The organism is Vibrio splendidus (genome assembly GCF_024347615.1).
GTDB classification, from domain to species: domain Bacteria; phylum Pseudomonadota; class Gammaproteobacteria; order Enterobacterales; family Vibrionaceae; genus Vibrio; species Vibrio splendidus.
In genome coordinates this window covers 3,371,906-3,393,698 of sequence record NZ_AP025508.1, presented here as the reverse complement: position 1 = coordinate 3,393,698, position 21,793 = coordinate 3,371,906, and the positions used below count along the sequence as shown (strand labels likewise).

General features: G+C 44.7%; 14 protein-coding genes, 15 tRNA genes, 4 rRNA genes and 1 pseudogene. 12 read left to right on the top strand and 22 right to left on the bottom strand.

Translation table 11 applies throughout. The features are described 5' to 3' along the window. Positions 1–114: 114 nt before the first annotated feature. Positions 115–210 (bottom strand): annotated as a pseudogene (locus OCU90_RS15105) (RDD family protein); the annotation flags it as partial. Between the two features lie 195 nt (positions 211–405). Between OCU90_RS15105 and OCU90_RS15100 the strand changes: the two are divergent. The 10 genes from OCU90_RS15100 (at position 406) to OCU90_RS15055 (ending at position 9,962) form a co-directional block, all read left to right on the top strand. After that, positions 406–490: transfer RNA gene (locus OCU90_RS15100), tRNA-Leu, on the top strand. 246 nt (positions 491–736) lie between these two features. Continuing rightward, entirely contained in the window at positions 737–1,144 is a 408-nt protein-coding gene (locus OCU90_RS15095) for a VOC family protein (protein ID WP_004735357.1), read from the top strand. A gap of 83 nt (positions 1,145–1,227) precedes the next feature. After that, the gene (locus OCU90_RS15090; RefSeq protein ID WP_061023434.1) at positions 1,228–2,481 is read left to right on the top strand and encodes an HD-GYP domain-containing protein; all 1,254 of its coding nucleotides are present in this window, start codon (positions 1,228–1,230) and stop codon (positions 2,479–2,481) included. 621 nt (positions 2,482–3,102) lie between these two features. Then, positions 3,103–4,657: ribosomal RNA gene (locus OCU90_RS15085) — 16S ribosomal RNA — on the top strand. Between the two features lie 389 nt (positions 4,658–5,046). Beyond that, positions 5,047–7,940 (top strand): 23S ribosomal RNA (locus OCU90_RS15080). Positions 7,941–8,038: 98 nt separating this feature from the next. After that, a 5S ribosomal RNA gene (rrf, locus tag OCU90_RS15075) occupies positions 8,039–8,154 on the top strand. Between the two features lie 73 nt (positions 8,155–8,227). Further along, a tRNA-Thr gene (locus tag OCU90_RS15070) sits at positions 8,228–8,304 on the top strand. A gap of 42 nt (positions 8,305–8,346) precedes the next feature. After that, positions 8,347–8,462, top strand: a 5S ribosomal RNA gene (rrf, locus tag OCU90_RS15065). The 16S, 23S and 5S rRNA genes sit together here with 2 tRNA genes alongside, the layout of an rRNA operon. Before the next feature lie 30 nt (positions 8,463–8,492). Beyond that, positions 8,493–8,569: transfer RNA gene (locus OCU90_RS15060), tRNA-Asp, on the top strand. A 997-nt stretch (positions 8,570–9,566) separates the two neighbouring features. Then, a complete protein-coding gene (locus OCU90_RS15055; protein WP_061025926.1) occupies positions 9,567–9,962 on the top strand; it encodes a DUF2391 family protein in 396 nt (131 codons plus the stop codon). A gap of 311 nt (positions 9,963–10,273) precedes the next feature. Here the strand turns inward: OCU90_RS15055 and OCU90_RS15050 are convergent. The 16 genes from OCU90_RS15050 to mutY form a co-directional block, all read right to left on the bottom strand. Further along, positions 10,274–10,349, bottom strand: a tRNA-Asn gene (locus tag OCU90_RS15050). 29 nt (positions 10,350–10,378) lie between these two features. Next, positions 10,379–10,454 (bottom strand) — tRNA-Thr (locus OCU90_RS15045). A gap of 36 nt (positions 10,455–10,490) precedes the next feature. Then, a tRNA-Asn gene (locus OCU90_RS15040) sits at positions 10,491–10,566 on the bottom strand. Between the two features lie 24 nt (positions 10,567–10,590). Then, positions 10,591–10,666: transfer RNA gene (locus tag OCU90_RS15035), tRNA-Thr, on the bottom strand. A 56-nt stretch (positions 10,667–10,722) separates the two neighbouring features. Next, positions 10,723–10,798: transfer RNA gene (locus OCU90_RS15030), tRNA-Phe, on the bottom strand. Positions 10,799–11,033: 235 nt separating this feature from the next. Continuing rightward, a complete protein-coding gene (locus OCU90_RS15025) occupies positions 11,034–12,659 on the bottom strand; it encodes a methyl-accepting chemotaxis protein (protein WP_061025924.1) in 1,626 nt (541 codons plus the stop codon). A gap of 387 nt (positions 12,660–13,046) precedes the next feature. Beyond that, positions 13,047–13,122, bottom strand: a tRNA-Asn gene (locus OCU90_RS15020). A gap of 74 nt (positions 13,123–13,196) precedes the next feature. Next, positions 13,197–13,272 (bottom strand) — tRNA-Phe (locus tag OCU90_RS15015). Between the two features lie 7 nt (positions 13,273–13,279). Next, positions 13,280–13,355: transfer RNA gene (locus tag OCU90_RS15010), tRNA-Thr, on the bottom strand. A gap of 70 nt (positions 13,356–13,425) precedes the next feature. Next, positions 13,426–13,501 (bottom strand) — tRNA-Asn (locus OCU90_RS15005). 56 nt (positions 13,502–13,557) lie between these two features. Further along, positions 13,558–13,633: transfer RNA gene (locus OCU90_RS15000), tRNA-Phe, on the bottom strand. A gap of 7 nt (positions 13,634–13,640) precedes the next feature. After that, a tRNA-Thr gene (locus OCU90_RS14995) sits at positions 13,641–13,716 on the bottom strand. 74 nt (positions 13,717–13,790) lie between these two features. Further along, positions 13,791–13,866, bottom strand: a tRNA-Phe gene (locus OCU90_RS14990). A 103-nt stretch (positions 13,867–13,969) separates the two neighbouring features. Further along, on the bottom strand, positions 13,970–15,103 hold the full coding sequence (gene mltC / locus OCU90_RS14985) for a membrane-bound lytic murein transglycosylase MltC (RefSeq protein WP_017077770.1): 1,134 nt from the start codon (positions 15,101–15,103) through the stop codon (positions 13,970–13,972). A 69-nt stretch (positions 15,104–15,172) separates the two neighbouring features. Next, positions 15,173–15,445 carry an oxidative damage protection protein gene (locus OCU90_RS14980; protein ID WP_004735465.1) on the bottom strand — a complete coding sequence of 91 codons (273 nt, stop codon included), beginning with the start codon at positions 15,443–15,445 and terminating at the stop codon, positions 15,173–15,175. 28 nt (positions 15,446–15,473) lie between these two features. Continuing rightward, positions 15,474–16,535 carry an A/G-specific adenine glycosylase gene (gene mutY / locus OCU90_RS14975; protein ID WP_017077771.1) on the bottom strand — a complete coding sequence of 354 codons (1,062 nt, stop codon included), beginning with the start codon at positions 16,533–16,535 and terminating at the stop codon, positions 15,474–15,476. 165 nt (positions 16,536–16,700) lie between these two features. Here mutY and trmB point away from each other — a divergent pair, with 165 nt between their 5' ends. Together trmB and glsB are read left to right on the top strand one after the other, a co-directional pair. Continuing rightward, entirely contained in the window at positions 16,701–17,420 is a 720-nt protein-coding gene (gene trmB / locus OCU90_RS14970) for a tRNA (guanosine(46)-N7)-methyltransferase TrmB (RefSeq protein WP_004735468.1), read from the top strand. 187 nt (positions 17,421–17,607) lie between these two features. Beyond that, positions 17,608–18,528, top strand: a complete 921-nt coding sequence (gene glsB, locus OCU90_RS14965) for a glutaminase B (RefSeq protein ID WP_004735469.1) — start codon at positions 17,608–17,610, stop codon at positions 18,526–18,528. 75 nt (positions 18,529–18,603) lie between these two features. Here the strand turns inward: glsB and hemW are convergent, their stop codons facing one another. Genes hemW through OCU90_RS14940 form a run of 5 tightly spaced genes read right to left on the bottom strand, consistent with a single transcriptional unit; the run spans position 18,604 to position 21,776 of the window. Further along, on the bottom strand, positions 18,604–19,791 hold the full coding sequence (gene hemW / locus OCU90_RS14960) for a radical SAM family heme chaperone HemW (protein ID WP_054541896.1): 1,188 nt from the start codon (positions 19,789–19,791) through the stop codon (positions 18,604–18,606). Further along, entirely contained in the window at positions 19,791–20,390 is a 600-nt protein-coding gene (locus OCU90_RS14955; RefSeq protein ID WP_061025922.1) for an XTP/dITP diphosphatase, read from the bottom strand. Before OCU90_RS14955 ends, hemW begins: the two co-directional genes overlap by 1 nt. Positions 20,391–20,438: 48 nt before the next feature. Further along, entirely contained in the window at positions 20,439–20,870 is a 432-nt protein-coding gene (locus tag OCU90_RS14950; RefSeq protein ID WP_004735472.1) for a DUF4426 domain-containing protein, read from the bottom strand. A gap of 28 nt (positions 20,871–20,898) precedes the next feature. Next, positions 20,899–21,189: a DUF167 family protein YggU gene (gene yggU, locus OCU90_RS14945; protein ID WP_054541895.1), complete on the bottom strand. Its 291-nt coding sequence runs from the start codon at positions 21,187–21,189 to the stop codon at positions 20,899–20,901. 29 nt (positions 21,190–21,218) lie between these two features. After that, positions 21,219–21,776, bottom strand: a complete 558-nt coding sequence (locus OCU90_RS14940) for a YggT family protein (RefSeq protein WP_004735475.1) — start codon at positions 21,774–21,776, stop codon at positions 21,219–21,221. Positions 21,777–21,793 lie beyond the last annotated feature (17 nt).

Genomic DNA, 21,793 nt, shown 5'->3' with positions numbered 1-21,793 from the left:
TCACGCCCGAAGGCAACGGGATTTTGAAGAGGTAGTGTGTTGAAGTGATTAAGCAGTTGTTTATGGTCTATATATGGTGCATCAATTTCGACGCCAGCTCTGCGGTAGCATTTCCAGCATCTCAATAGCTATTACGATAAGGGCGTCATAGAACAAGGCACCAAATCGGCGCATTACTCCTGCTGGTGGCATTGTGTTTGTTGGTGTCATGGTGTTATTACTTCTTCAAAAATTTAGGCGTCAGAATATAGTCTAAGGCTTGGCGTGAAAAGAGACATGACGCACAGCTTATGACTTAGTGGCGAAATTATCGGCAAACACACATGAATTCAAGTTTTTATACTTGCCACATCAGTTCGCATACGTATAATGCCAGACATCGAAAGGGCAATGCCCCAAGATAATGCCGGTATGGTGAAATTGGTATACACGACGGATTCAAAATCCGTTGCCTTCGGGCGTGGCGGTTCAAGTCCGCCTACCGGTACCATATTTAGATAAAGCCCTGATCAGAAATGGTCGGGGCTTTGTTGTATCTGGAGAACAGAAAAGCTGACCTTTATTTTAACGGAAGAAACGTTTTTTTAATCAGTCAGATCTTGTTGTTTCATTCCTAAACCACACCGTTTCCCTCCACAATTCGATTCCTTAATAAATTAATCATCTTAAATCATGATGTTACCTACCATTCTCTCTTCTATTGTCTATGTTTAAAGGAATAATAGAGGAGAGATATATGCTGACAGTAACCCCTTACTTGTTTTTTGATGGCCGTTGTAACGAAGCATTGGATTTTTATCATAAATGTTTTGGCGGTGTAGTTTTATCGAAACAACTTTTTAGTGATGCGCCACAAGTAATAGAGGGAGCTCAACCTGATTGGATTATGCATGCTGAGTTTGAAGCGTTTGGTATGAAGCTGATGATGTCTGATGGTGTTAAAGCGAAAGAGCTCGAAGGTAACAACCTTGCACTCTCGCTTGTTACTGAGGATACCGCGACTCAAGAGCAAATCTTTGAAAATCTGAAGCAAGGTGGGCGAATAATGACACCTTTAGCGGATACGTTTTGGGGAGCTCGGTTTGGCAAAGTGGAAGATAAGTTCGGCATACGTTGGATGGTGCACTGTGATTCTTTAAGTTGAACCTGTGAAATTGGATAGTGAAATTGCTGCTCGGTTTTATTAGAATTATAAATAGAGATTATTGATCAATATTATATATAAAAATGGGCAGCATAAAGATTACCGTAGATCGCATTCAGCCCGGTCTACATGTACGACTCCCAGTAAAATGGAATGAACACCCCTTTTTACTTAACAGCTTTAAAATCAAAGATGACGCTCAAGTACAAGTAATTCGACATCTTGGGATTAAGCACGTCTATATAAACCCGAACCAAAGCGATACATCACCTTTACCCGCTAACCATGTGAGTGAACAAGACCTTGATACTGATTTACAAGTAAGTCTTGAAGCGGAAAGAATGTGGAAAGATAAGCATGAGCGTATCGAAACTCTAAGCTCTTACCGTCGTAGGGTAAGTCATTGCGAGAAAGAGTTCGAACGTTCGCTTGCCCGAATGCGTTCTGTGATGACCAAAATCCGTAATCGCCCATTAGATGCGGTAGGGGAGGTTAAAGCTCTTGTTGATGATATTGTTGAAACGCTAGTGAGTGACGATAACGTAACCTTGCATCTCATGAATGCAAAAGCTGACTTTGAAGACATTTACTTTCATACATTAAATGTCTCTGTTGTTGCGCTAATGATAGGTAAAGCTAAAGGCTACAATACGCAACAGTTGAAAGACCTTTCATTTGCCGCGTTGTTTCACGATATAGGTAAAATAAAGATACCCGTAGCGATACTAAGAAAGCAGGCTGCTTTGACTGTACCAGAGGCGAATTATCTCAAACTTCATACTAAATATGGGGTAGATATAGTCACGGCTATTGAGGGTTTTCCTGACAGTGCGAAGAGAGTTATTGGTCAGCATCACGAAATGAATGACGGCTCAGGTTATCCAGAAGGCTTAACTGAAGATGGTATAGATGAGTTTGCAAAAATAGCCGCGGTAGCAAATGCATTTGATAACCTTTGCCACAGTAAAGCGCAATCCCAGCAAAAGATCCCTTACTTAGCACTCTCTCATTTATATAAGAACTGCAAACACCTATATAGTCAGGATAACTTGAGTCTGTTAGTCAAGTTTATGGGAGTGTACCCACCGGGCACTGTCGTGCAGCTTTCAAATGAATCAATTGGAATAGTGATTTCAGTTAATGCCAAACACATGCTTTACCCGAATGTACTGATCTATGATCCTAGCGTGCCAAGAACCCAAGCCCCGATCATTGACCTCTTTACTAAAGAGATAAAAATTGTCAATGCAGTTCATCCAAGTAAGTTACCGGAACAAGTTAGAGAATATCTAAACCCTAGGGCTCGTTTATCTTACTTTTTTGATAATGGCGAGTAGTTATCCACAGGGTGTTGTGAGTAATTTGTTCGAAACTTGGGTTAAAAGTGGTATAAACAAGCCCTTGGTTGAAATGTCTTCGCTTAACCTCTTTTTTCAATAAAAAAACGCATTTAATGCTTGCCAATAAGAGCTGCATCTCTATAATGCCGCCTCACTGACACGGCAGACGCCACAAGGCTTCAGCGCAGAATGTTGGTAAGGCAACTAGCTTAAAGCGTTTAATCGCTCCTACTTTTAAAAAGTAGAAATTAATTCCCAATAAGTGTTTGACACTGAGAATTAAAACGCTAGAATGGCCGTCCACTTCGAGAGGCTCCTTGCTTAAAAGGAACGCTCAACAAGTGAAGCTCTTTAACAATTTAAACCTATCAATCTGTGTGGGCACTCGTTGATGAATATCAAAGCGTTATTACTTAGGTAGTAACAGTTACTTCGGTAACAAACTTGATTTCAATGAACTGAGTGACCAATACGTTTAACTACTTTCTCTTGTAGAAAGAAATTATTCGGCACAGTCAATTCATTACCATTCTGTTGGAATGGTAATAGCTTTAAAATTACACTCTTTATTTATAAAGAATAGTTTTGAAGTCAGTATTCGTTGAGTCACAAAATCTTAAATTGAAGAGTTTGATCATGGCTCAGATTGAACGCTGGCGGCAGGCCTAACACATGCAAGTCGAGCGGAAACGACACTAACAATCCTTCGGGTGCGTTAATGGGCGTCGAGCGGCGGACGGGTGAGTAATGCCTAGGAAATTGCCTTGATGTGGGGGATAACCATTGGAAACGATGGCTAATACCGCATAATGCCTACGGGCCAAAGAGGGGGATCTTCGGACCTCTCGCGTCAAGATATGCCTAGGTGGGATTAGCTAGTTGGTGAGGTAATGGCTCACCAAGGCGACGATCCCTAGCTGGTCTGAGAGGATGATCAGCCACACTGGAACTGAGACACGGTCCAGACTCCTACGGGAGGCAGCAGTGGGGAATATTGCACAATGGGCGAAAGCCTGATGCAGCCATGCCGCGTGTATGAAGAAGGCCTTCGGGTTGTAAAGTACTTTCAGTTGTGAGGAAGGGGGTAACGTTAATAGCGTTATCTCTTGACGTTAGCAACAGAAGAAGCACCGGCTAACTCCGTGCCAGCAGCCGCGGTAATACGGAGGGTGCGAGCGTTAATCGGAATTACTGGGCGTAAAGCGCATGCAGGTGGTTCATTAAGTCAGATGTGAAAGCCCGGGGCTCAACCTCGGAACTGCATTTGAAACTGGTGAACTAGAGTGCTGTAGAGGGGGGTAGAATTTCAGGTGTAGCGGTGAAATGCGTAGAGATCTGAAGGAATACCAGTGGCGAAGGCGGCCCCCTGGACAGACACTGACACTCAGATGCGAAAGCGTGGGGAGCAAACAGGATTAGATACCCTGGTAGTCCACGCCGTAAACGATGTCTACTTGGAGGTTGTGGCCTTGAGCCGTGGCTTTCGGAGCTAACGCGTTAAGTAGACCGCCTGGGGAGTACGGTCGCAAGATTAAAACTCAAATGAATTGACGGGGGCCCGCACAAGCGGTGGAGCATGTGGTTTAATTCGATGCAACGCGAAGAACCTTACCTACTCTTGACATCCAGAGAAGCCAGCGGAGACGCAGGTGTGCCTTCGGGAACTCTGAGACAGGTGCTGCATGGCTGTCGTCAGCTCGTGTTGTGAAATGTTGGGTTAAGTCCCGCAACGAGCGCAACCCTTATCCTTGTTTGCCAGCGAGTAATGTCGGGAACTCCAGGGAGACTGCCGGTGATAAACCGGAGGAAGGTGGGGACGACGTCAAGTCATCATGGCCCTTACGAGTAGGGCTACACACGTGCTACAATGGCGCATACAGAGGGCAGCAAGCTAGCGATAGTGAGCGAATCCCAAAAAGTGCGTCGTAGTCCGGATTGGAGTCTGCAACTCGACTCCATGAAGTCGGAATCGCTAGTAATCGTGAATCAGAATGTCACGGTGAATACGTTCCCGGGCCTTGTACACACCGCCCGTCACACCATGGGAGTGGGCTGCAAAAGAAGTGGGTAGTTTAACCTTTCGGGGAGGACGCTCACCACTTTGTGGTTCATGACTGGGGTGAAGTCGTAACAAGGTAGCCCTAGGGGAACCTGGGGCTGGATCACCTCCTTATACGAAGATACTTACGATGAGTGTCCACACAGATTGATGGTTTAGATTTAGTTAAAGCCAGAGCTTTAATTAATAACGTAAGTTATTGATTAAAGCTTTTTGCTTTATGCTCTTTAACAATTTGGAAAGCTGACTGATTGATTTACTTACGAGTAATTCAATCAAATTTAAAAGTTCTCAATGTTTATCTTTCATTAGATAGACACAACAAACACATTCAAGTGTCTTGTATTCGAATCAAACTTAGTTTGATTCACAATTGAGTCCGGCAAACAGTCATTAAGAATTAACCCTTCTTGATGACAACCAAAAACCTTGGTTAGTTGCCATACGCTTATTTGTCTTCACTTTTTAAAGTGAAAGCAAATAGAAACCCTTTCGGGTTGTATGGTTAAGTGACTAAGCGTACACGGTGGATGCCTTGGCAGTCAGAGGCGATGAAAGGCGTAATAACTTGCGATAAGCCCAGATTAGGTAGTAATAACCTTTTGAGTCTGGGATTCCTGAATGGGGAAACCCACTTGCATAAGCAAGTATCCTGTTGTGAATACATAGCAACAGGAGGCAAACCGGGGGAACTGAAACATCTAAGTACCCCGAGGAAGAGAAATCAACCGAGATTCCGAAAGTAGCGGCGAGCGAAATTGGATTAGCCCTTAAGCTTTTAATGATGCAGGTGAAGAGTCTGGAAAGTCTCGCAATAAAGGGTGATAGCCCCGTAACCGACACATCATAATCAGTGAAAACGAGTAGGGCGGGACACGTGATATCCTGTCTGAATATGGGGGGACCATCCTCCAAGGCTAAATACTACTGACTGACCGATAGTGAACCAGTACCGTGAGGGAAAGGCGAAAAGAACCCCTGTGAGGGGAGTGAAATAGAACCTGAAACCGTGTACGTACAAGCAGTAGGAGCACCTTCGTGGTGTGACTGCGTACCTTTTGTATAATGGGTCAGCGACTTAATTTTAGTAGCAAGGTTAACCGTTTAGGGGAGCCGTAGGGAAACCGAGTCTTAACTGGGCGTACAGTTGCTAGGATTAGACCCGAAACCAGGTGATCTAGCCATGGGCAGGTTGAAGGTTGAGTAACATCAACTGGAGGACCGAACCGACTAATGTTGAAAAATTAGCGGATGACTTGTGGCTAGGGGTGAAAGGCCAATCAAACCTGGAGATAGCTGGTTCTCCCCGAAAGCTATTTAGGTAGCGCCTCGGACGAATACTACTGGGGGTAGAGCACTGTTAAGGCTAGGGGGTCATCCCGACTTACCAACCCTTTGCAAACTCCGAATACCAGTAAGTACTATCCGGGAGACACACGGCGGGTGCTAACGTCCGTCGTGGAGAGGGAAACAACCCAGACCGCCAGCTAAGGTCCCAAAGTATAGCTAAGTGGGAAACGATGTGGGAAGGCTCAGACAGCCAGGATGTTGGCTTAGAAGCAGCCATCATTTAAAGAAAGCGTAATAGCTCACTGGTCGAGTCGGCCTGCGCGGAAGATGTAACGGGGCTAAGCTATACACCGAAGCTGCGGCTACGTACCTTAGGGTATGTGGGGTAGGGGAGCGTTCTGTAAGCCGTTGAAGGTGGTCTGTAAGGGCTGCTGGAGGTATCAGAAGTGCGAATGCTGACATGAGTAACGATAAAGGGAGTGAAAAACTCCCTCGCCGGAAGACCAAGGGTTCCTGTCCAACGTTAATCGGGGCAGGGTAAGTCGACTCCTAAGGCGAGGCCGAAAGGCGTAGTCGATGGGAAACGGGTTAATATTCCCGTACTTCTTACAATTGCGATGGGGGGACGGAGAAGGCTAGGTGGGCCTGGCGACGGTTGTCCAGGTTCAAGTATGTAGGCGGAAAGTTTAGGTAAATCCGGACTTTCATTAACGCTGAGATACGATGTCGAGCTACTACGGTAGTGAAGTCATTGATGCCATGCTTCCAGGAAAAGCCTCTAAGCTTCAGATTGTAAGGAATCGTACCCCAAACCGACACAGGTGGTCGGGTAGAGAATACCAAGGCGCTTGAGAGAACTCGGGTGAAGGAACTAGGCAAAATGGTACCGTAACTTCGGGAGAAGGTACGCTCTTATCAGTGAAGTCCCTTGCGGATGGAGCAGACGAGAGTCGCAGATACCAGGTGGCTGCAACTGTTTATTAAAAACACAGCACTGTGCAAAATCGTAAGATGACGTATACGGTGTGACGCCTGCCCGGTGCCGGAAGGTTAATTGATGGGGTTAGACTTCGGTCGAAGCTCTTGATCGAAGCCCCGGTAAACGGCGGCCGTAACTATAACGGTCCTAAGGTAGCGAAATTCCTTGTCGGGTAAGTTCCGACCTGCACGAATGGCGTAATGATGGCCACGCTGTCTCCACCCGAGACTCAGTGAAATTGAAATCGCTGTGAAGATGCAGTGTACCCGCGGCTAGACGGAAAGACCCCGTGAACCTTTACTACAGCTTGGCACTGAACATTGAACCTACATGTGTAGGATAGGTGGGAGACTATGAAATTGCGTCGCTAGATGTGATGGAGTCGTCCTTGAAATACCACCCTTGTAGTTTTGATGTTCTAACGTTGGTCCCTGAATCGGGATTACGGACAGTGCCTGGTGGGTAGTTTGACTGGGGCGGTCTCCTCCCAAAGAGTAACGGAGGAGCACGAAGGTGGGCTAAACACGGTTGGACATCGTGTGGTTAGTGCAATGGCATAAGCCCGCTTGACTGCGAGAATGACAATTCGAGCAGGTGCGAAAGCAGGTCATAGTGATCCGGTGGTTCTGAATGGAAGGGCCATCGCTCAACGGATAAAAGGTACTCCGGGGATAACAGGCTGATACCGCCCAAGAGTTCATATCGACGGCGGTGTTTGGCACCTCGATGTCGGCTCATCACATCCTGGGGCTGAAGTCGGTCCCAAGGGTATGGCTGTTCGCCATTTAAAGTGGTACGCGAGCTGGGTTTAGAACGTCGTGAGACAGTTCGGTCCCTATCTGCCGTGGGCGTTGGAAAATTGAAAGGGGCTGCTCCTAGTACGAGAGGACCGGAGTGGACGAACCTCTGGTGTTCGGGTTGTCATGCCAATGGCATTGCCCGGTAGCTAAGTTCGGAATCGATAACCGCTGAAAGCATCTAAGCGGGAAGCGAGCCTTGAGATGAGTTTTCCCTGGCACTATAAGTGTCCTAAAGGGTTGTCGTAGACTACGACGTTGATAGGCAGGGTGTGTAAGTGCTGCGAGGCATTGAGCTAACCTGTACTAATTGCCCGTGAGGCTTAACCATACAACACCCAAGGGGTTTTGTGGACTCAGATGTACCAGACCTTGAATGCGTTTGAAGAGAAATAACTTTTAGATAAGCTTTCCGAATTTTAAAATTTGCTTGGCGACCATAGCATTGTGGACCCACCTGATTCCATGCCGAACTCAGAAGTGAAACACAATAGCGCCGATGGTAGTGTGGGGTTTCCCCATGTGAGAGTAGGACATCGCCAGGCTTTAAATTTATTTTCACTTTTAAAAAGTGAAGACAAAAAGTTTTCAGAATCGTCTTTAAACGATTCCTGAATTGCTGATATAGCTCAGCCCGGTAGAGCGCACCCTTGGTAAGGGTGAGGTCCCCAGTTCGAGTCTGGGTATCAGCACCATTATTTAGTTGATTTGATTCATCAAGTTGACAACAGAATTTGTTTGACGACCATAGCATTGTGGACCCACCTGATTCCATGCCGAACTCAGAAGTGAAACACAATAGCGCCGATGGTAGTGTGGGGCTTCCCCATGTGAGAGTAGGACATCGTCAGGCTTAAATTGCATTATGCTGAATAGACACTGCGGAGTGGTAGTTCAGTTGGTTAGAATACCGGCCTGTCACGCCGGGGGTCGCGGGTTCGAGTCCCGTCCACTCCGCCATTTATTTAGAAGCCTCGCTAGCAATAGCGGGGCTTTTTTACATCTAAATTATAGTGTTTCGCCTCTCCATCTAATGACTTCCACATAAGATTTCCCGTACCCTATAACTCCTAGCCAGCGCGTCCCTATTATTCCGTCATTTATCAGAAATCCCAATCCTGCGACTAGAATTACATCATTTCTGATTCCAATTGTGGTTTGACACAAGAAAGACTTCAAACTTACTGATCAAATACTCGAGCCATGCGACGTTGTAAGTTAGGTAATGAGACTGTTTTGACTCAGCGGCCCATTCAATACCTGAAACTATACAAGCATTACAACTCATCCTGCTTGCTCAGTGCTTGGAGCCTTCCTCAAGTATCAGCTAACAGCCCTTCGCCTAGGAAACCTGACTTCTGGCTTATCGGTGAATCTAGAGGATGCTTCTGATTTGTAATTAGGACTCCATCATGGAGACTTTTGCTAAGCACGCTATAGCCCTTAATGAGTCGACTTAATAGCTCTTGTTATGCATTGAGCTTAAACCACTCTCGATGGCATTAAGCACTTTGTTCGAAGCATTTCAAAGGGTGAAAGCGGACTAGATTCAGTTTGAAGGTGAGAGTCGCTAGGCTGAGCTCCCCAAGTGATGCCGGAAGGATATATAAGCTAAGAAATAGAGTATCCCTCGATCCGTGCAGTGATGTTTATCACCCAACTGATTGAGATTTTCTGGTTTTAGGCACTGGTATCTTAGGATGTTTACCGGTCTCTCTTCGATTCTGATGTGCTTGTCGGCTCGATATGAATTAGTTGTTTTGACAGCTTTTACTCTGAACATATTGATTTCTTGCTGGTTAGTTCAAGCTATGTTTAGGTTATTACGACTAATATTAAGCTAATAAGTGTCATTTCTGTTGCTTGGTAAGAATAGAAAATTCCCCAAATCATCGGCGGATAATTTTGTGATTATTTTAAAAAATAGATAAAGCCTTAAAACCTAATGGGTCGAACTATGAAATTAAGCTTTAACTTTGAAGATGCCAGCCAGATCTTTGTTGGATCTTTTGCTTTGGCCGTGCCGATTTCTTTTTCTGAGGAGGCCTGGAAGTTAGGGGAGACTTTGCCCACAGCTAACTTGCTGTTGTTGTTTCTATTGTCTGCTGTATTCCTTGGCTTTTATACCTATGAGAGCGTATTTCAGAAAGATATTGTTGCTCGGTTGCCGGTGTTTATTTTTCGAATCGTTATTGCTTATGTGATGACAGCGTTGGTTGTTGCGCTGGTACTGACTTGTTTGGACAAGCTGCCTTTACTAAGCGATCCAATTGTATCGTTCAAAAGGGTGATTGTAATTTCCATGCCTGCATCTATGGGAGCGATTGTAGTGGATAGTTTTGATAAAGAGTGACTCTGATGTCATTTCAATTTGAACAACCGACAGAGCCTTTCTAGAGCCTATTTGATTCGCTCTAAAGCTTGTTCATTCCTGTAGAACTAATCAACAGTAACGTAACTAACAAGTCCGTGATGACTGACTCGTTGTACAAATTGATAGTCTGTTGCGATGGGAACTAAAAAGGGAGTTAAAGAGTAATTATTTTTGAAGGGTATTAAAGTTGTTGGTTTCTAAATTGAACGAGGTATTAGGAAGGAGAGTCATGGAAAAGTTAGATTATTCAAATGCAAAAAAGCCGCATCAATGATGCGGCTTTTTTTAAATGGCTCCCCTTGCAAGACTTGAACTTGCGACATACGGATTAACAGTCCGCCGTTCTACCAACTGAACTAAAGGGGAATTGATTGTTTAGTCTCTAATCAAGAGAATGGTGCCGACTACCGGAATCGAACTGGTGACCTACTGATTACAAGTCAGTTGCTCTACCTACTGAGCTAAGTCGGCATCATGAATCAAAAAGCTTATGCTTGATGATTAACTTGGCTCCCCTTGCAAGACTTGAACTTGCGACATACGGATTAACAGTCCGCCGTTCTACCAACTGAACTAAAGGGGAATTATTCTTAAAGCTTTAAAGAAATGGTGCCGACTACCGGAGTCGAACTGGTGACCTACTGATTACAAGTCAGTTGCTCTACCTACTGAGCTAAGTCGGCACATAATATTTCTTTGTGCTTTACTGTTGTTGTCTAGGACACCAACAAATAAATTGTGGTGCCCGGAGGCGGAATCGAACCACCGACACGAGGATTTTCAATCCTCTGCTCTACCGACTGAGCTATCCGGGCGACGAGGTGTATTAAACGTGTTTTCGCGTTCTGGGTCAACATTAAATTGCAAAAAAAGTATCGTTTGATGTTTTTCTATACTTAGTGGATTGTTTTTGTTCGTTTGGGGCTAAAAACCTAGGTCTAGCATGCTCTAAAAGATGCTGAAACTACGGTTAACTGGACGGAATAGGCACCGAAACAAAAAAAGCACGTATGAAAACGTGCTTTTATATTTAAGAATTTACTCGAGAGTTTAGTGTTTTACTTCAAACCTATTAACCCAAGCTTCTAATTCGTTAGAAAGGGAGGCGAGAGTTTGAGTGCTGTTATGACTTTCTGTCACCACATTACTCAGTTGGTTGCCACTTTCTTCGATCATATTGATACGCTTCGAAATATCGTCACTCACCTGAGTCTGCTCAGCGGCGGCTGTCGCGATTTGATGACTCATCGATGAAATAGACTCTAATGCGACAACAATCTGTTGTAGAGCTTCAGAGGCATTCTGGGACTCTGTTACGGTGCTTTCACTGGTCGTCGCACACACTTCCATAGTTTTTATTGCGTTACGAGAGCCTTCTTGAAGGTTATTGATCATTAGTTGGATTTCTTTCGTGCTTGATTGTGTTCGACCTGCAAGGTTACGAACCTCATCAGCCACAACCGCAAATCCGCGGCCTTGTTCACCAGCGCGCGCAGCTTCAATTGCCGCATTTAGCGCTAGAAGGTTAGTTTGTTCTGCAATATCACCGATGACGTCTAAGACCTTAACGATGTTATGTACATCGCTATCTAGGTTAGCGACGGCTTCACTGGCCGTTCCTAGTTGGCCTGCTAGACCTTGAATGTTATCTACCGTGTTGTGAATTAACTGCTGAGTATGTTGGCTCTGTTTATCAGCTTCGTCAGTATTACGCGCAGTATCACCCGCTGAATCAGCAACATTGTTGGCTGAAGAGGCCATCTCGGTCATTGCTGTTGCGATCATCTCTGTTGATTGCTGTTGTGTTTCTGTTAGCTGAGCAATTGCCCCAGCACGATCTTCTACGCGCTGCAGTTCGCCCCTTAATGCCAGCATTGATGCATTAAGGTTTGAGACCAGCTCGGCTAACGACTTACTCATTTGTTGCACGGCATGATAAATACTGCCGTTTATCGCCTGAGTCTCGAAAGAGGTTTGAATACGGCCTTCTGCGACTGCTTGTACTGCTTCTCTTACATCTTTAGGCTCGCCGCCAAGAAGCGCTAGCATTCGCTTAATAGATACAATTAGGCTTGATAAAATAAGGCCAGCAATCACGACACATAGAAACAATTGCCATTGAGCAGTCGACCAGAAACGCGCATTGACTTCATTGAAGCCGATACCGGTGCCTACAACCCAACCCCAATGCGGAGTCTTCTCTGCAATAGACAGCTTTTCTTCAATCGTTCCGTCTGGAAGCTTTTGTGTCCAGGTGTACTCAATGATCTGGCCAGTACGATTGCCAAGTACTTTTTGGATTAGCTGACCAACACTATTGCCGTCGCCATCTTTAAAGTCGTTAAAGCTGGTTCCGTGTAGTTGAGGATCTAATGGTGTCGCGACAAACGTCATGTTCTCATCTGCGACGTAGACATATTCATTGTCTTTATAGATGTTGTTGCGTAGTAGGCGAGTAGCAAGTTGTTTAGCTTGCTCTTCTTCTAGTGTGCCATCAATCGCCATTTTTTCGACTTCAGTAAGAATGCTGTATGCGCTCTTAAACAGCTCTGTTACGCGAGCTTTGTTGTCTATGTTGCTAGCAACTCTTAAGGTCCATAAGCCTGTAGCAGTTAACGCTAGTAGAGCAACCAATATGATGCCCGATAGTAAGTAAGCTTGCGTTTTTAATTTCATATTTTCCTGCGTAGCGATTCAATAATTAGTATTAGATATAATTCATCGAATCTTAATCTAAGTCGTGTAGGGCAGATATTAGAAAGATATCAAAATATGATAGAGATTAAATTTCCGAAGAAAAAAAAGTAACAGATTGATGTGTTGTTTATTTTTAAGTGACGATAAGCGGCTAAAGGTGCTTAATTTCAGAGGTGGTTTAGTTTGTATCGAGAGGGTTTGAACGAATTCAAGGATTGGTGCTGTCGATATCGGAAAGGGGATGTCTTTAACTTTATGGGGGGGGAGGGATTAAGGCTTGATGTTGGACTGGCGGCAATACTGAATAGAGTTAGCTTTTGCTCAAACGAAAGAAAGCCAAGTCTTTCGACTTGGCTTTCTTGAATGTGGCTCCCCTTGCAAGACTTGAACTTGCGACATACGGATTAACAGTCCGCCGTTCTACCAACTGAACTAAAGGGGAATTATTTGTGTTTAACAATGTTCTTTAAGATATAAATAATCTATAAAGACCATTATTTGTTAAGCACCAAATAATGGTGCCTCGAGGCGGAATCGAACCACCGACACGCGGATTTTCAATCCGCTGCTCTACCGACTGAGCTATCGAGGCAAAAGAATGGTGCCGACTACCGGAGTCGAACTGGTGACCTACTGATTACAAGTCAGTTGCTCTACCTACTGAGCTAAGTCGGCACACTAAATTTTTTGCTTTAGAGAGTAAACTCTCTAATTAAAACCTCATATAAAATGAAGTTCTTTAAAATGGCTCCCCTTGCAAGACTTGAACTTGCGACATACGGATTAACAGTCCGCCGTTCTACCAACTGAACTAAAGGGGAATTACTTGTCTCAACATCAGGTCTATAAAGACCATTATTTGTTAAGTACCAAATAATGGTGCCTCGAGGCGGAATCGAACCACCGACACGCGGATTTTCAATCCGCTGCTCTACCGACTGAGCTATCGAGGCAAAAGAATGGTGCCGACTACCGGAGTCGAACTGGTGACCTACTGATTACAAGTCAGTTGCTCTACCTACTGAGCTAAGTCGGCACACTAAATTCTTTATGCTTTTGTTCGTGTTGCTACTCCCTGTTAAAGAGTAATGACACCAACAAATCAAATTGTGGTGCCCGGAGGCGGAATCGAACCACCGACACGAGGATTTTCAATCCTCTGCTCTACCGACTGAGCTATCCGGGCAACGGAGCGCTATTAAACGGATTTTCTGCATAACCGTCAACACCTTTTTTGAAAATAATTAAAAAAAACGTTCGTTAGTTGTTTTTTTATTCAAAAGTGAGGCTTACGTTTTACCTTGGTTAAAATCTTTCTTGAATTTTGTTACTTTTTCTAAGTATCGACGCGACTCTTTGTTTGGGTGTTTCTTTGTCAGTGCCCAGTAAGCTTGACTAGGTTGCAACGAATTTAAGTCACGCATTGCTCGCTTTCGGTCTTTGCTGAAGGTATTTAGTACCCCACCAGTGCCACCGTTGTATGCTGAGATCATGCTGTACTCAAGCGTTGTTGGGTGCTGCACGTCCTTCAAATAACGATTTTTAAGGATGTAAAAGTACGCAGTGCCAGCATCAATGTTGTTTTCTGGATTGAATAAGTACTCAGGACTTGGTTCTCCAGGTTTCTTTTTGACGAGCTTAAACACATCTCGACCTGCGGTTTTTGGGACTACCTGCATAAGACCATAAGCGTTCGCCCAACTCACAGCGTATGGGTTAAAACTACTCTCTGTTTTGATGATCGCGTAAATCAAGTCTTCAGGGATGTCATAACGTTGGGATGCGCGACGAACGATATCCGCGTACTTATAGCTTCGTTTGCTGGCGTGATCGGCCACCATTGGGATTTCGACGTAGTAAGCTTTTTTAAAGTCGACTTCCTTGGTTTTTAAGTTATTAGCGATCAAGTAATCGGCAAACTTGTTCGCGCGCCATGTCCATTGGATTGGCTTCTTATCTTGATCAACGACTTGGTTATAAAGGAAAGGTTGACCTTCTAACTTGATGCTTTTGGAAGAGAATAGATCGACATTCGCAGGATCATCTGGCGTCAAAAGTGTCGTCATTATTGCATTTTTGAGGTGCTTTTTAGGATCTGTTGAGGAGACGGTTTCAACTGTGATCAGGCCTTGGCTAAAGTTTACTTCTGAACGGCTCAAGTAGTTATCTATGTATTTCACATAGTTACTCTTGCCCGCCATCTTTACTTCACTGCTGCCCCAACGTTTTTGGATATTGCCAGAAAAGCTATTAATTAAAGAATCTAACGCCCCAGTGTCTTTTTCAAATTGACCGGGTAGCTCCGCTAAATTACTGACAAATCGGTTGGTTGGTTCGTAATTAACATCATAAAGGCTTTCGACAAATTCACGACTGCAGCCAGTTAACAACATGGCTGTTAGGAAGTAACTTAGCTTTTTCATAGTTCCTCATACAAAAATGACATCGCAGCGTTAACCATGATGTCATTAAAATTTGCTTAAATAAATGTCTTATTCGCTTGGTGGAGTGTAGCCATCAATAACGACATCTTTACCTTCGAAAAGGAAGTTAACCATCTCAGTTTCAAGAAGTTTACGATGTTCAGGATCCATCATGTTTAGCTTCTTCTCATTGATAAGCATGGTTTGCTTGCTTTGCCATTGTCCCCAAGCTTCTTTAGAGATGTTGTCAAAGATACGCTTACCTAAGTCACCTGGGTAAAGTTGAAAATCTAGGCCTTCAGCATCTTTTTGAAGGCGAGCACAAAATACAGTGCGGCTCATAGTGGTTCCTCTTATCGCGTTCGTTGATTCAAACGTCGTCGTTCAGTTCAAAGGGTAGGCTCTCAATAAGCTGCTTTACAGGAGCGGCTAGGCCAATTTCTTCCGGTTTTGATAAGTTATACCAGAGACCTTTAGTCCCTTCCATTATCAAATCTGGTTGTTTATCTAATTTTACTAATACAGGTGTGATATCTAAGTGGTAGTGGCTGAAAGTATGTCGAAACGCAATCATGGTCTTGATCGAATCGGTTTCACTATCTTTGATCGAACGAAGATCTAATTGATGTTCGATCTCTGCGTTTTCATTTTGAGGGAAACAGAACAGTCCTCCCCAGATACCAGACTGAGGGCGTTGTTCGAGCCATACTTGATTATCGTGGTACAGAATCACAAACCATGTTTCTTTTATTGGCTTTTCTTTCTTCGGTTTCTTGCCTGGGAAATCGAGCTGTCTATCGAGCTTCTTAGCTTCGCACATGCTTTCAATCGGGCACAACGTACATTTGGGCTTGCTACGAGTACAAACCATCGCACCCATATCCATCATGGCTTGATTGTACTTATCGACATCTTGTTGCGGAGTGTGTGTTTCTGCGTGTTCCCACAACTGGTTCTCGACTTTCTTTTGCCCCGGCCAACCTTCTACAGCGAAGCTTCTCGCCAAGGTACGCTTGACGTTGCCATCAAGAATTGCATGAGGAAGTTTATGCACAGAGGACAGCACTGCAGCGGCAGTAGAGCGTCCAATACCCGGTAGCGCGTTCATTTCTTCGATAGAAAGCGGAAATTCACCACCGTATTGCTCGGCAACAATCTTGGCAGCCTTGTGCAAGTTACGAGCTCGCGCGTAATAGCCAAGCCCCGTCCATAAGTGCAGCACCTCATCTTGTTCGGCGTTCGCTAGGTCAATAACCGTTGGAAAGCGTTCTAAGAAGCGCTGGTAGTATGGAATCACCGTGGCGACTTGAGTCTGCTGAAGCATGATTTCAGATAGCCAAACGGTGTAGGCGGTTTTGTTTTGTTGCCAAGGTAATTCTTTACGCCCAAAGGCGTCATACCACTTTAATATGGCGGTTGCGAAAGGAGTCACGACATGCTCTATGCTTTGCTATTATTAGGAGTGAAATTGCACCACACTTACGGTTGGATGTAAAACAGACAAATTGTGTGGGAATTTATCCACGGAAAGACTTGCACCGGAGGCAATTCTTTGGATAATCCCCGCTTTGATTAATCAATGTGCAGGCAAAAATCAATGAGTGAAGTGACCACTAACGAATATACTGAAGACGGCAAACTGGTTCGTAAGATCCGTAGTTTTGTTCGCCGCGAAGGCCGCTTAACAAAAGGCCAAGAAAACGCGATGAATGAATGTTGGCCAACAATGGGTATCGACTACAACCCAGAACTTCTTAATTGGAAAGAAGTGTTTGGCAACGATAACCCAGTTGTACTAGAAATTGGCTTCGGTATGGGTGCATCACTGGTTGAAATGGCAAAGAATGCGCCTGAGAAAAACTTCTTAGGTATTGAAGTTCATAGCCCAGGTGTTGGTGCGTGTTTAGGTACAGCTCGCGATGCGGGTGTAACGAATTTACGCGTAATGTGTCACGATGCAGTAGAAGTATTTGAGCACATGATCCCAGATAGCAGCCTGCATACACTGCAACTGTTCTTCCCTGACCCATGGCACAAAGCTCGTCACCATAAGCGTCGTATCGTTAAGGCTGAGTTTGCAGAGATGGTTCGCGGTAAGCTGCAACTTGATACTGGTATTTTCCACATGGCAACAGACTGGGAAAACTACGCAGAACATATGATTGAAGTGATGAACGTAGCTCCAGGTTTCGAGAATATCGCTGAAGATGGTGATTACATTCCTCGTCCAGACGAGCGTCCGCTAACTAAGTTTGAAGCGCGTGGCCACCGTTTAGGTCATGGTGTTTGGGACATTAAGTTTAAGCGTACTAAGTAGTTCTGAATCAAATTAAGTGAAGGTGAATCCGACTTAGGATTAAACCCTACACTTTATGGGATTGATTAAAGCCAACATTATTGTAATGTTGGCTTTTTTGTCCTTAGGCTTTTATTGCGATAAAGGTTTAAGGACAGAAAGTAATGTCACACCCCCTACAAAAATAACAATAAAGAAGTAAGCACACATGAAACCAACTCAAGCTATTTTGGCCGAGATTTTAGATGAAGTTCGCCCTTTAATTGGTCAGGGAAAGGTCGCTGACTATATCCCTGCATTGGCTCGTGTATCTAATCAGAAACTGGCGATTGCGGTATACACCAATGAAGGTGAAGTCATTCAAGCTGGCGATGCCGATGAAGCCTTTTCTGTGCAATCAATCTCTAAAGCTTTAAGCCTGACGTTAGCGATGGTGTTGTATAAGCCGGAAGAGATTTGGCAACGAGTAGGGAAGGAGCCTTCAGGACAAGCCTTTAACTCGATGATTCAGCTTGAAATGGAACACGGCATCCCTCGTAACCCGTTTATTAACGCAGGTGCGATTATCGTTGCTGACTTATTGCAAAGCCGTCTATCTGCACCAAGGCACCGTTTATTAGAATTTGTACGTCAGCTATCAGGTGATACTCATATTGTGTATGACAAGGTTGTGGCGGCTTCTGAAATGATGCACAGCGATCGCAATGCTGCCATCGCTTATTTGATGCGTTCATTTGGTAACTTTGAGAACGATGTTATTCCCGTACTCAACAATTACTTTCATGCTTGTGCGCTTAAAATGACCTGTGTTGACTTGGCGAAGACCTTTAGCTATTTGGCAAACAAAGGTGTGTCAGTTCAGACCAAGAAAGAGATCATCACGCCAGTTCAAACTAAACAGCTGAATGCCTTGCTTGCGACATGTGGTTTGTATGATGGGGCGGGAGAGTTTGCCTATCGTGTTGGTATGCCCGGAAAGTCTGGTGTCGGTGGCGGGATTATTGCAATTGTTCCTGGCGAAATGACGATCGCGGTGTGGTCTCCGGAACTGGACGCGTCGGGTAATTCACTGGCGGGCACTCAGGCTTTAGAATTGCTCTCTGAGCGTATTGGTCGTTCTATTTTCTAAGCTCTAAGCTCTAAGTTCTAAGTTCGACAAAAAAGCCTCTCGAGATGAGAGGCTTTTTGCATTCTAGCGTTCGAACTATTCGTCTTCTTCTGCCATAAAGGCTTCAAGCAAATCGTTTAAGAACAGCTTTCCTTTTTCAGTGATCTGCCAGTGGCTGTCGGTTTCATTAAGATAACCGAGCTCTTTGGCCCACTCTATTGTTGGCTGAATCGAGTCAAATTCTAGCCCCGTAGTATCAATGAAATCCTGCTTTGGACACGCTTCCATTAGCCTGAAGCGGTTCATGAAGAATTCGAAAGGGCGGTCCTCATTAGGGACTTCAAGTTCATCCGACAGATAGGGCTTCACCAGATTCTGATACGCGGCTAGGTAGCCTCTAGGGTGTTTAACCTTAGTGGTGCGAACAATACGTCCATCTGCAAAGCTCAGCTTGCCATGAGAGCCACAGCCAATACCTAGGTAGTCACCAAAGCGCCAGTAGTTGAGGTTATGCTGACACTGATATCCCGGCTTGCTGTAGCCTGAAATTTCGTACTGTACATAACCTGCGTCTGCGAGCTTCTTATGGCCTAAGTCGAAGATATCCCAAAGGTCATCATCGTCAGGTAGCTTTGGTGTTTTGTAATAGAACATGGTGTTAGGTTCTATTGTTAGCTGATACCAAGATAAATGCGGAGGATCGAGTTCGATCGCTTTGTCTAAATCAGCCAACGCTTGATCAATACTCTGATCCGGTAAGCCGTGCATTAGATCTAGGTTGAAGCTATTTAATCCGATTTTATGCGCTAAATGAGCTGCGTTAACCGCTTCGTCTTGACCGTGAATACGCCCAAGCCTTTCCAGTTTCTCTTGCTCAAAACTTTGCACGCCCACCGAGATTCGACTAACCCCTGCTTTTTGATAACCAGCAAAACGCTCAGCTTCGATAGTTCCTGGGTTGGCTTCCATGGTAATTTCTATTTCAGGTTTGAACGGGATGCGCTGTTTAATGCCTTGCAGCAATCGACCGATTCCTTCTGGAGAAAATAAACTCGGCGTGCCGCCACCAATAAAGATCGAATGCAATGGGCGAGGTGCGTCATTGAGTTGGTACTTTTCGATATCGGTATCGAGATCCTCAAGCAGAGCATCGATGTACTCTTTTTCAGGAATCTCGGCTTTTAGAGCGTGAGAGTTAAAATCACAATACGGACACTTTTGTACACACCATGGGATGTGGACATAAAGGCTAAGTGCTGGTGGTATAAGCGCTGCATTATGCATTACAGAGCTTGCTCCTTGAGAGTCTTGAATAATGATGCGAGGGCTTTACTACGGTGTGACAGTTGCTTCTTACGTGACGATTCAAGCTCTGCTGAGGCGCAGTTATCTTCTGGTACAAAGAATACAGGATCGTAGCCAAAGCCATTCTCACCGTGTTCTTCAGTCAGAATGCGACCTTCCCATTTACCGTGACACACCAATGGTGTTGGATCGTTTTCGTGACGCATTAGCACCAATACACAGTGAAAACGAGCGGTACGCTTTTCAGTAGCCACACCTTGCATAGCATCTAACAGCTTTTCGATGTTCTGTTTATCAGTCGCCCCTTCACCTGAGTAACGCGCTGAGTAGATACCGGGTGCACCATTAAGGTAATCAACTTCTAAGCCAGAATCGTCAGCAATGGCTGGTAGCCCCGTCTCTTTCGCTGCGTGGCGAGCTTTGATGATGGCATTTTCAATGAAAGTCGTTCCCGTTTCAGCGACTTCTGAAACGTTAAATTCACTTTGCGCGACAACGTCGAAACCAAACTCAGACAGAATATCTGCCATCTCGCGAACTTTGCCTTGGTTGCCTGTTGCTAAAACAATCTTACTCATGGGGATGTGGCTCTAATAAGTTAATGACTAGAAATGTGAGCTTTGAAGCTACTCTTCTATATAGAATTTTTGTGTGAAACGCAGTGGACCTGTGCCTTTCAAACCTGCGTTAACATCGATATTAAAAGTGATGTTTTCTTCGTGAGTGATAGGAAATTCAGCGAGGTAATAAATCGCATCGCCTTCCTTTATTTCACGGAAGTTAAGCGTACGAGTGTTACCTACTAGGTTTCTCGCTGTTCCCGTAATTTTAGCCGTTGTTGCAGGCTTGCCTAGGGAAGCGTTGTCTAGCACGCTGATGTTTAGAATCGCTGAGTATCCGTTTCGTTTCAGCTTATATTGCTTAGCGACCTGCGCAGTTAAAAACGTGGAATTGAAAGCCGAGTAATGAACCTCGACATCCTTGATACTTTTAAACTGTCCTGCCGAGCTTGGTAGGGCAATTAGAGCGGTGAGTAGTGCTGTTATCCATAGACGCATAATGACTCCAATAAATAGCAAAAAGCCATCATAGGATGGCTTTGACTTCAGTTGGGATCTGACTTGGTGAGCATATTCGAACTTGCTTATGCCGACCGAGCTCTCCCTTTTCTATCTCAATTTGCCCTTTCGCGACCTTAAATTGTTTCGCAAGGTATTTCGCTAAGTGAGCATTTGCTTTGCCATCAACCGGTGGTGCGGTAATGGCAATTTTCAGTTCCTCTCCGTGTAAGCCAACGATTTTATCGCGGCTTGCCTTGGGTTGGATATAGAGCCGAAGAAGAATATCGTCTTCTTCGGCCCAAACTGCTTTTGGCATCGTCAAAGTACCTGAGGTTCGTACTTGAATTATAGCTGATACCAAATAGGACCGATCATGTCGCCCATTAGGAAGTTCGCAAATTGCAGAACAATGAACAGAACCAGCACACTTAGGTCGAAGCCACCCATATCAGGAAGGATACGGCGAATTGGCGTTAGCATTGGTTCAGTTAACTGATGGAATACGTATTCGATTGGGCTACGGCCTTGGCTAACCCAGCTCAGGATTGCACGGATTAGCAGAACCCAGAAAATTAACCCACCAGCCGCTTTGAGCAGAGATAGTGCGCCAAAGATCAGGAAGCTGATATCAAATACAGCCGCACCGCCAGAGATAATCAAGTTTAGAGCGACGAACTTAAGTACACACAGCACATAAGCGAAGACAACAGTCGCAAGGTCAAGGCTGCCTATTGATGGAATCACTCGGCGTAGTGGGGCTACAACCGGTTGTGTCGCTTTTACGATAAATTGTGAGAATGGGTTGTAGAAATCTGCACGTGATGCTTGTAGCCAGATACGCAAGATCACAACCATGATGTAAAGATCAAAAACGGTCGAGATCAGAAAGCTCATCGAATTCATATTGTTTCCTTTTTCGG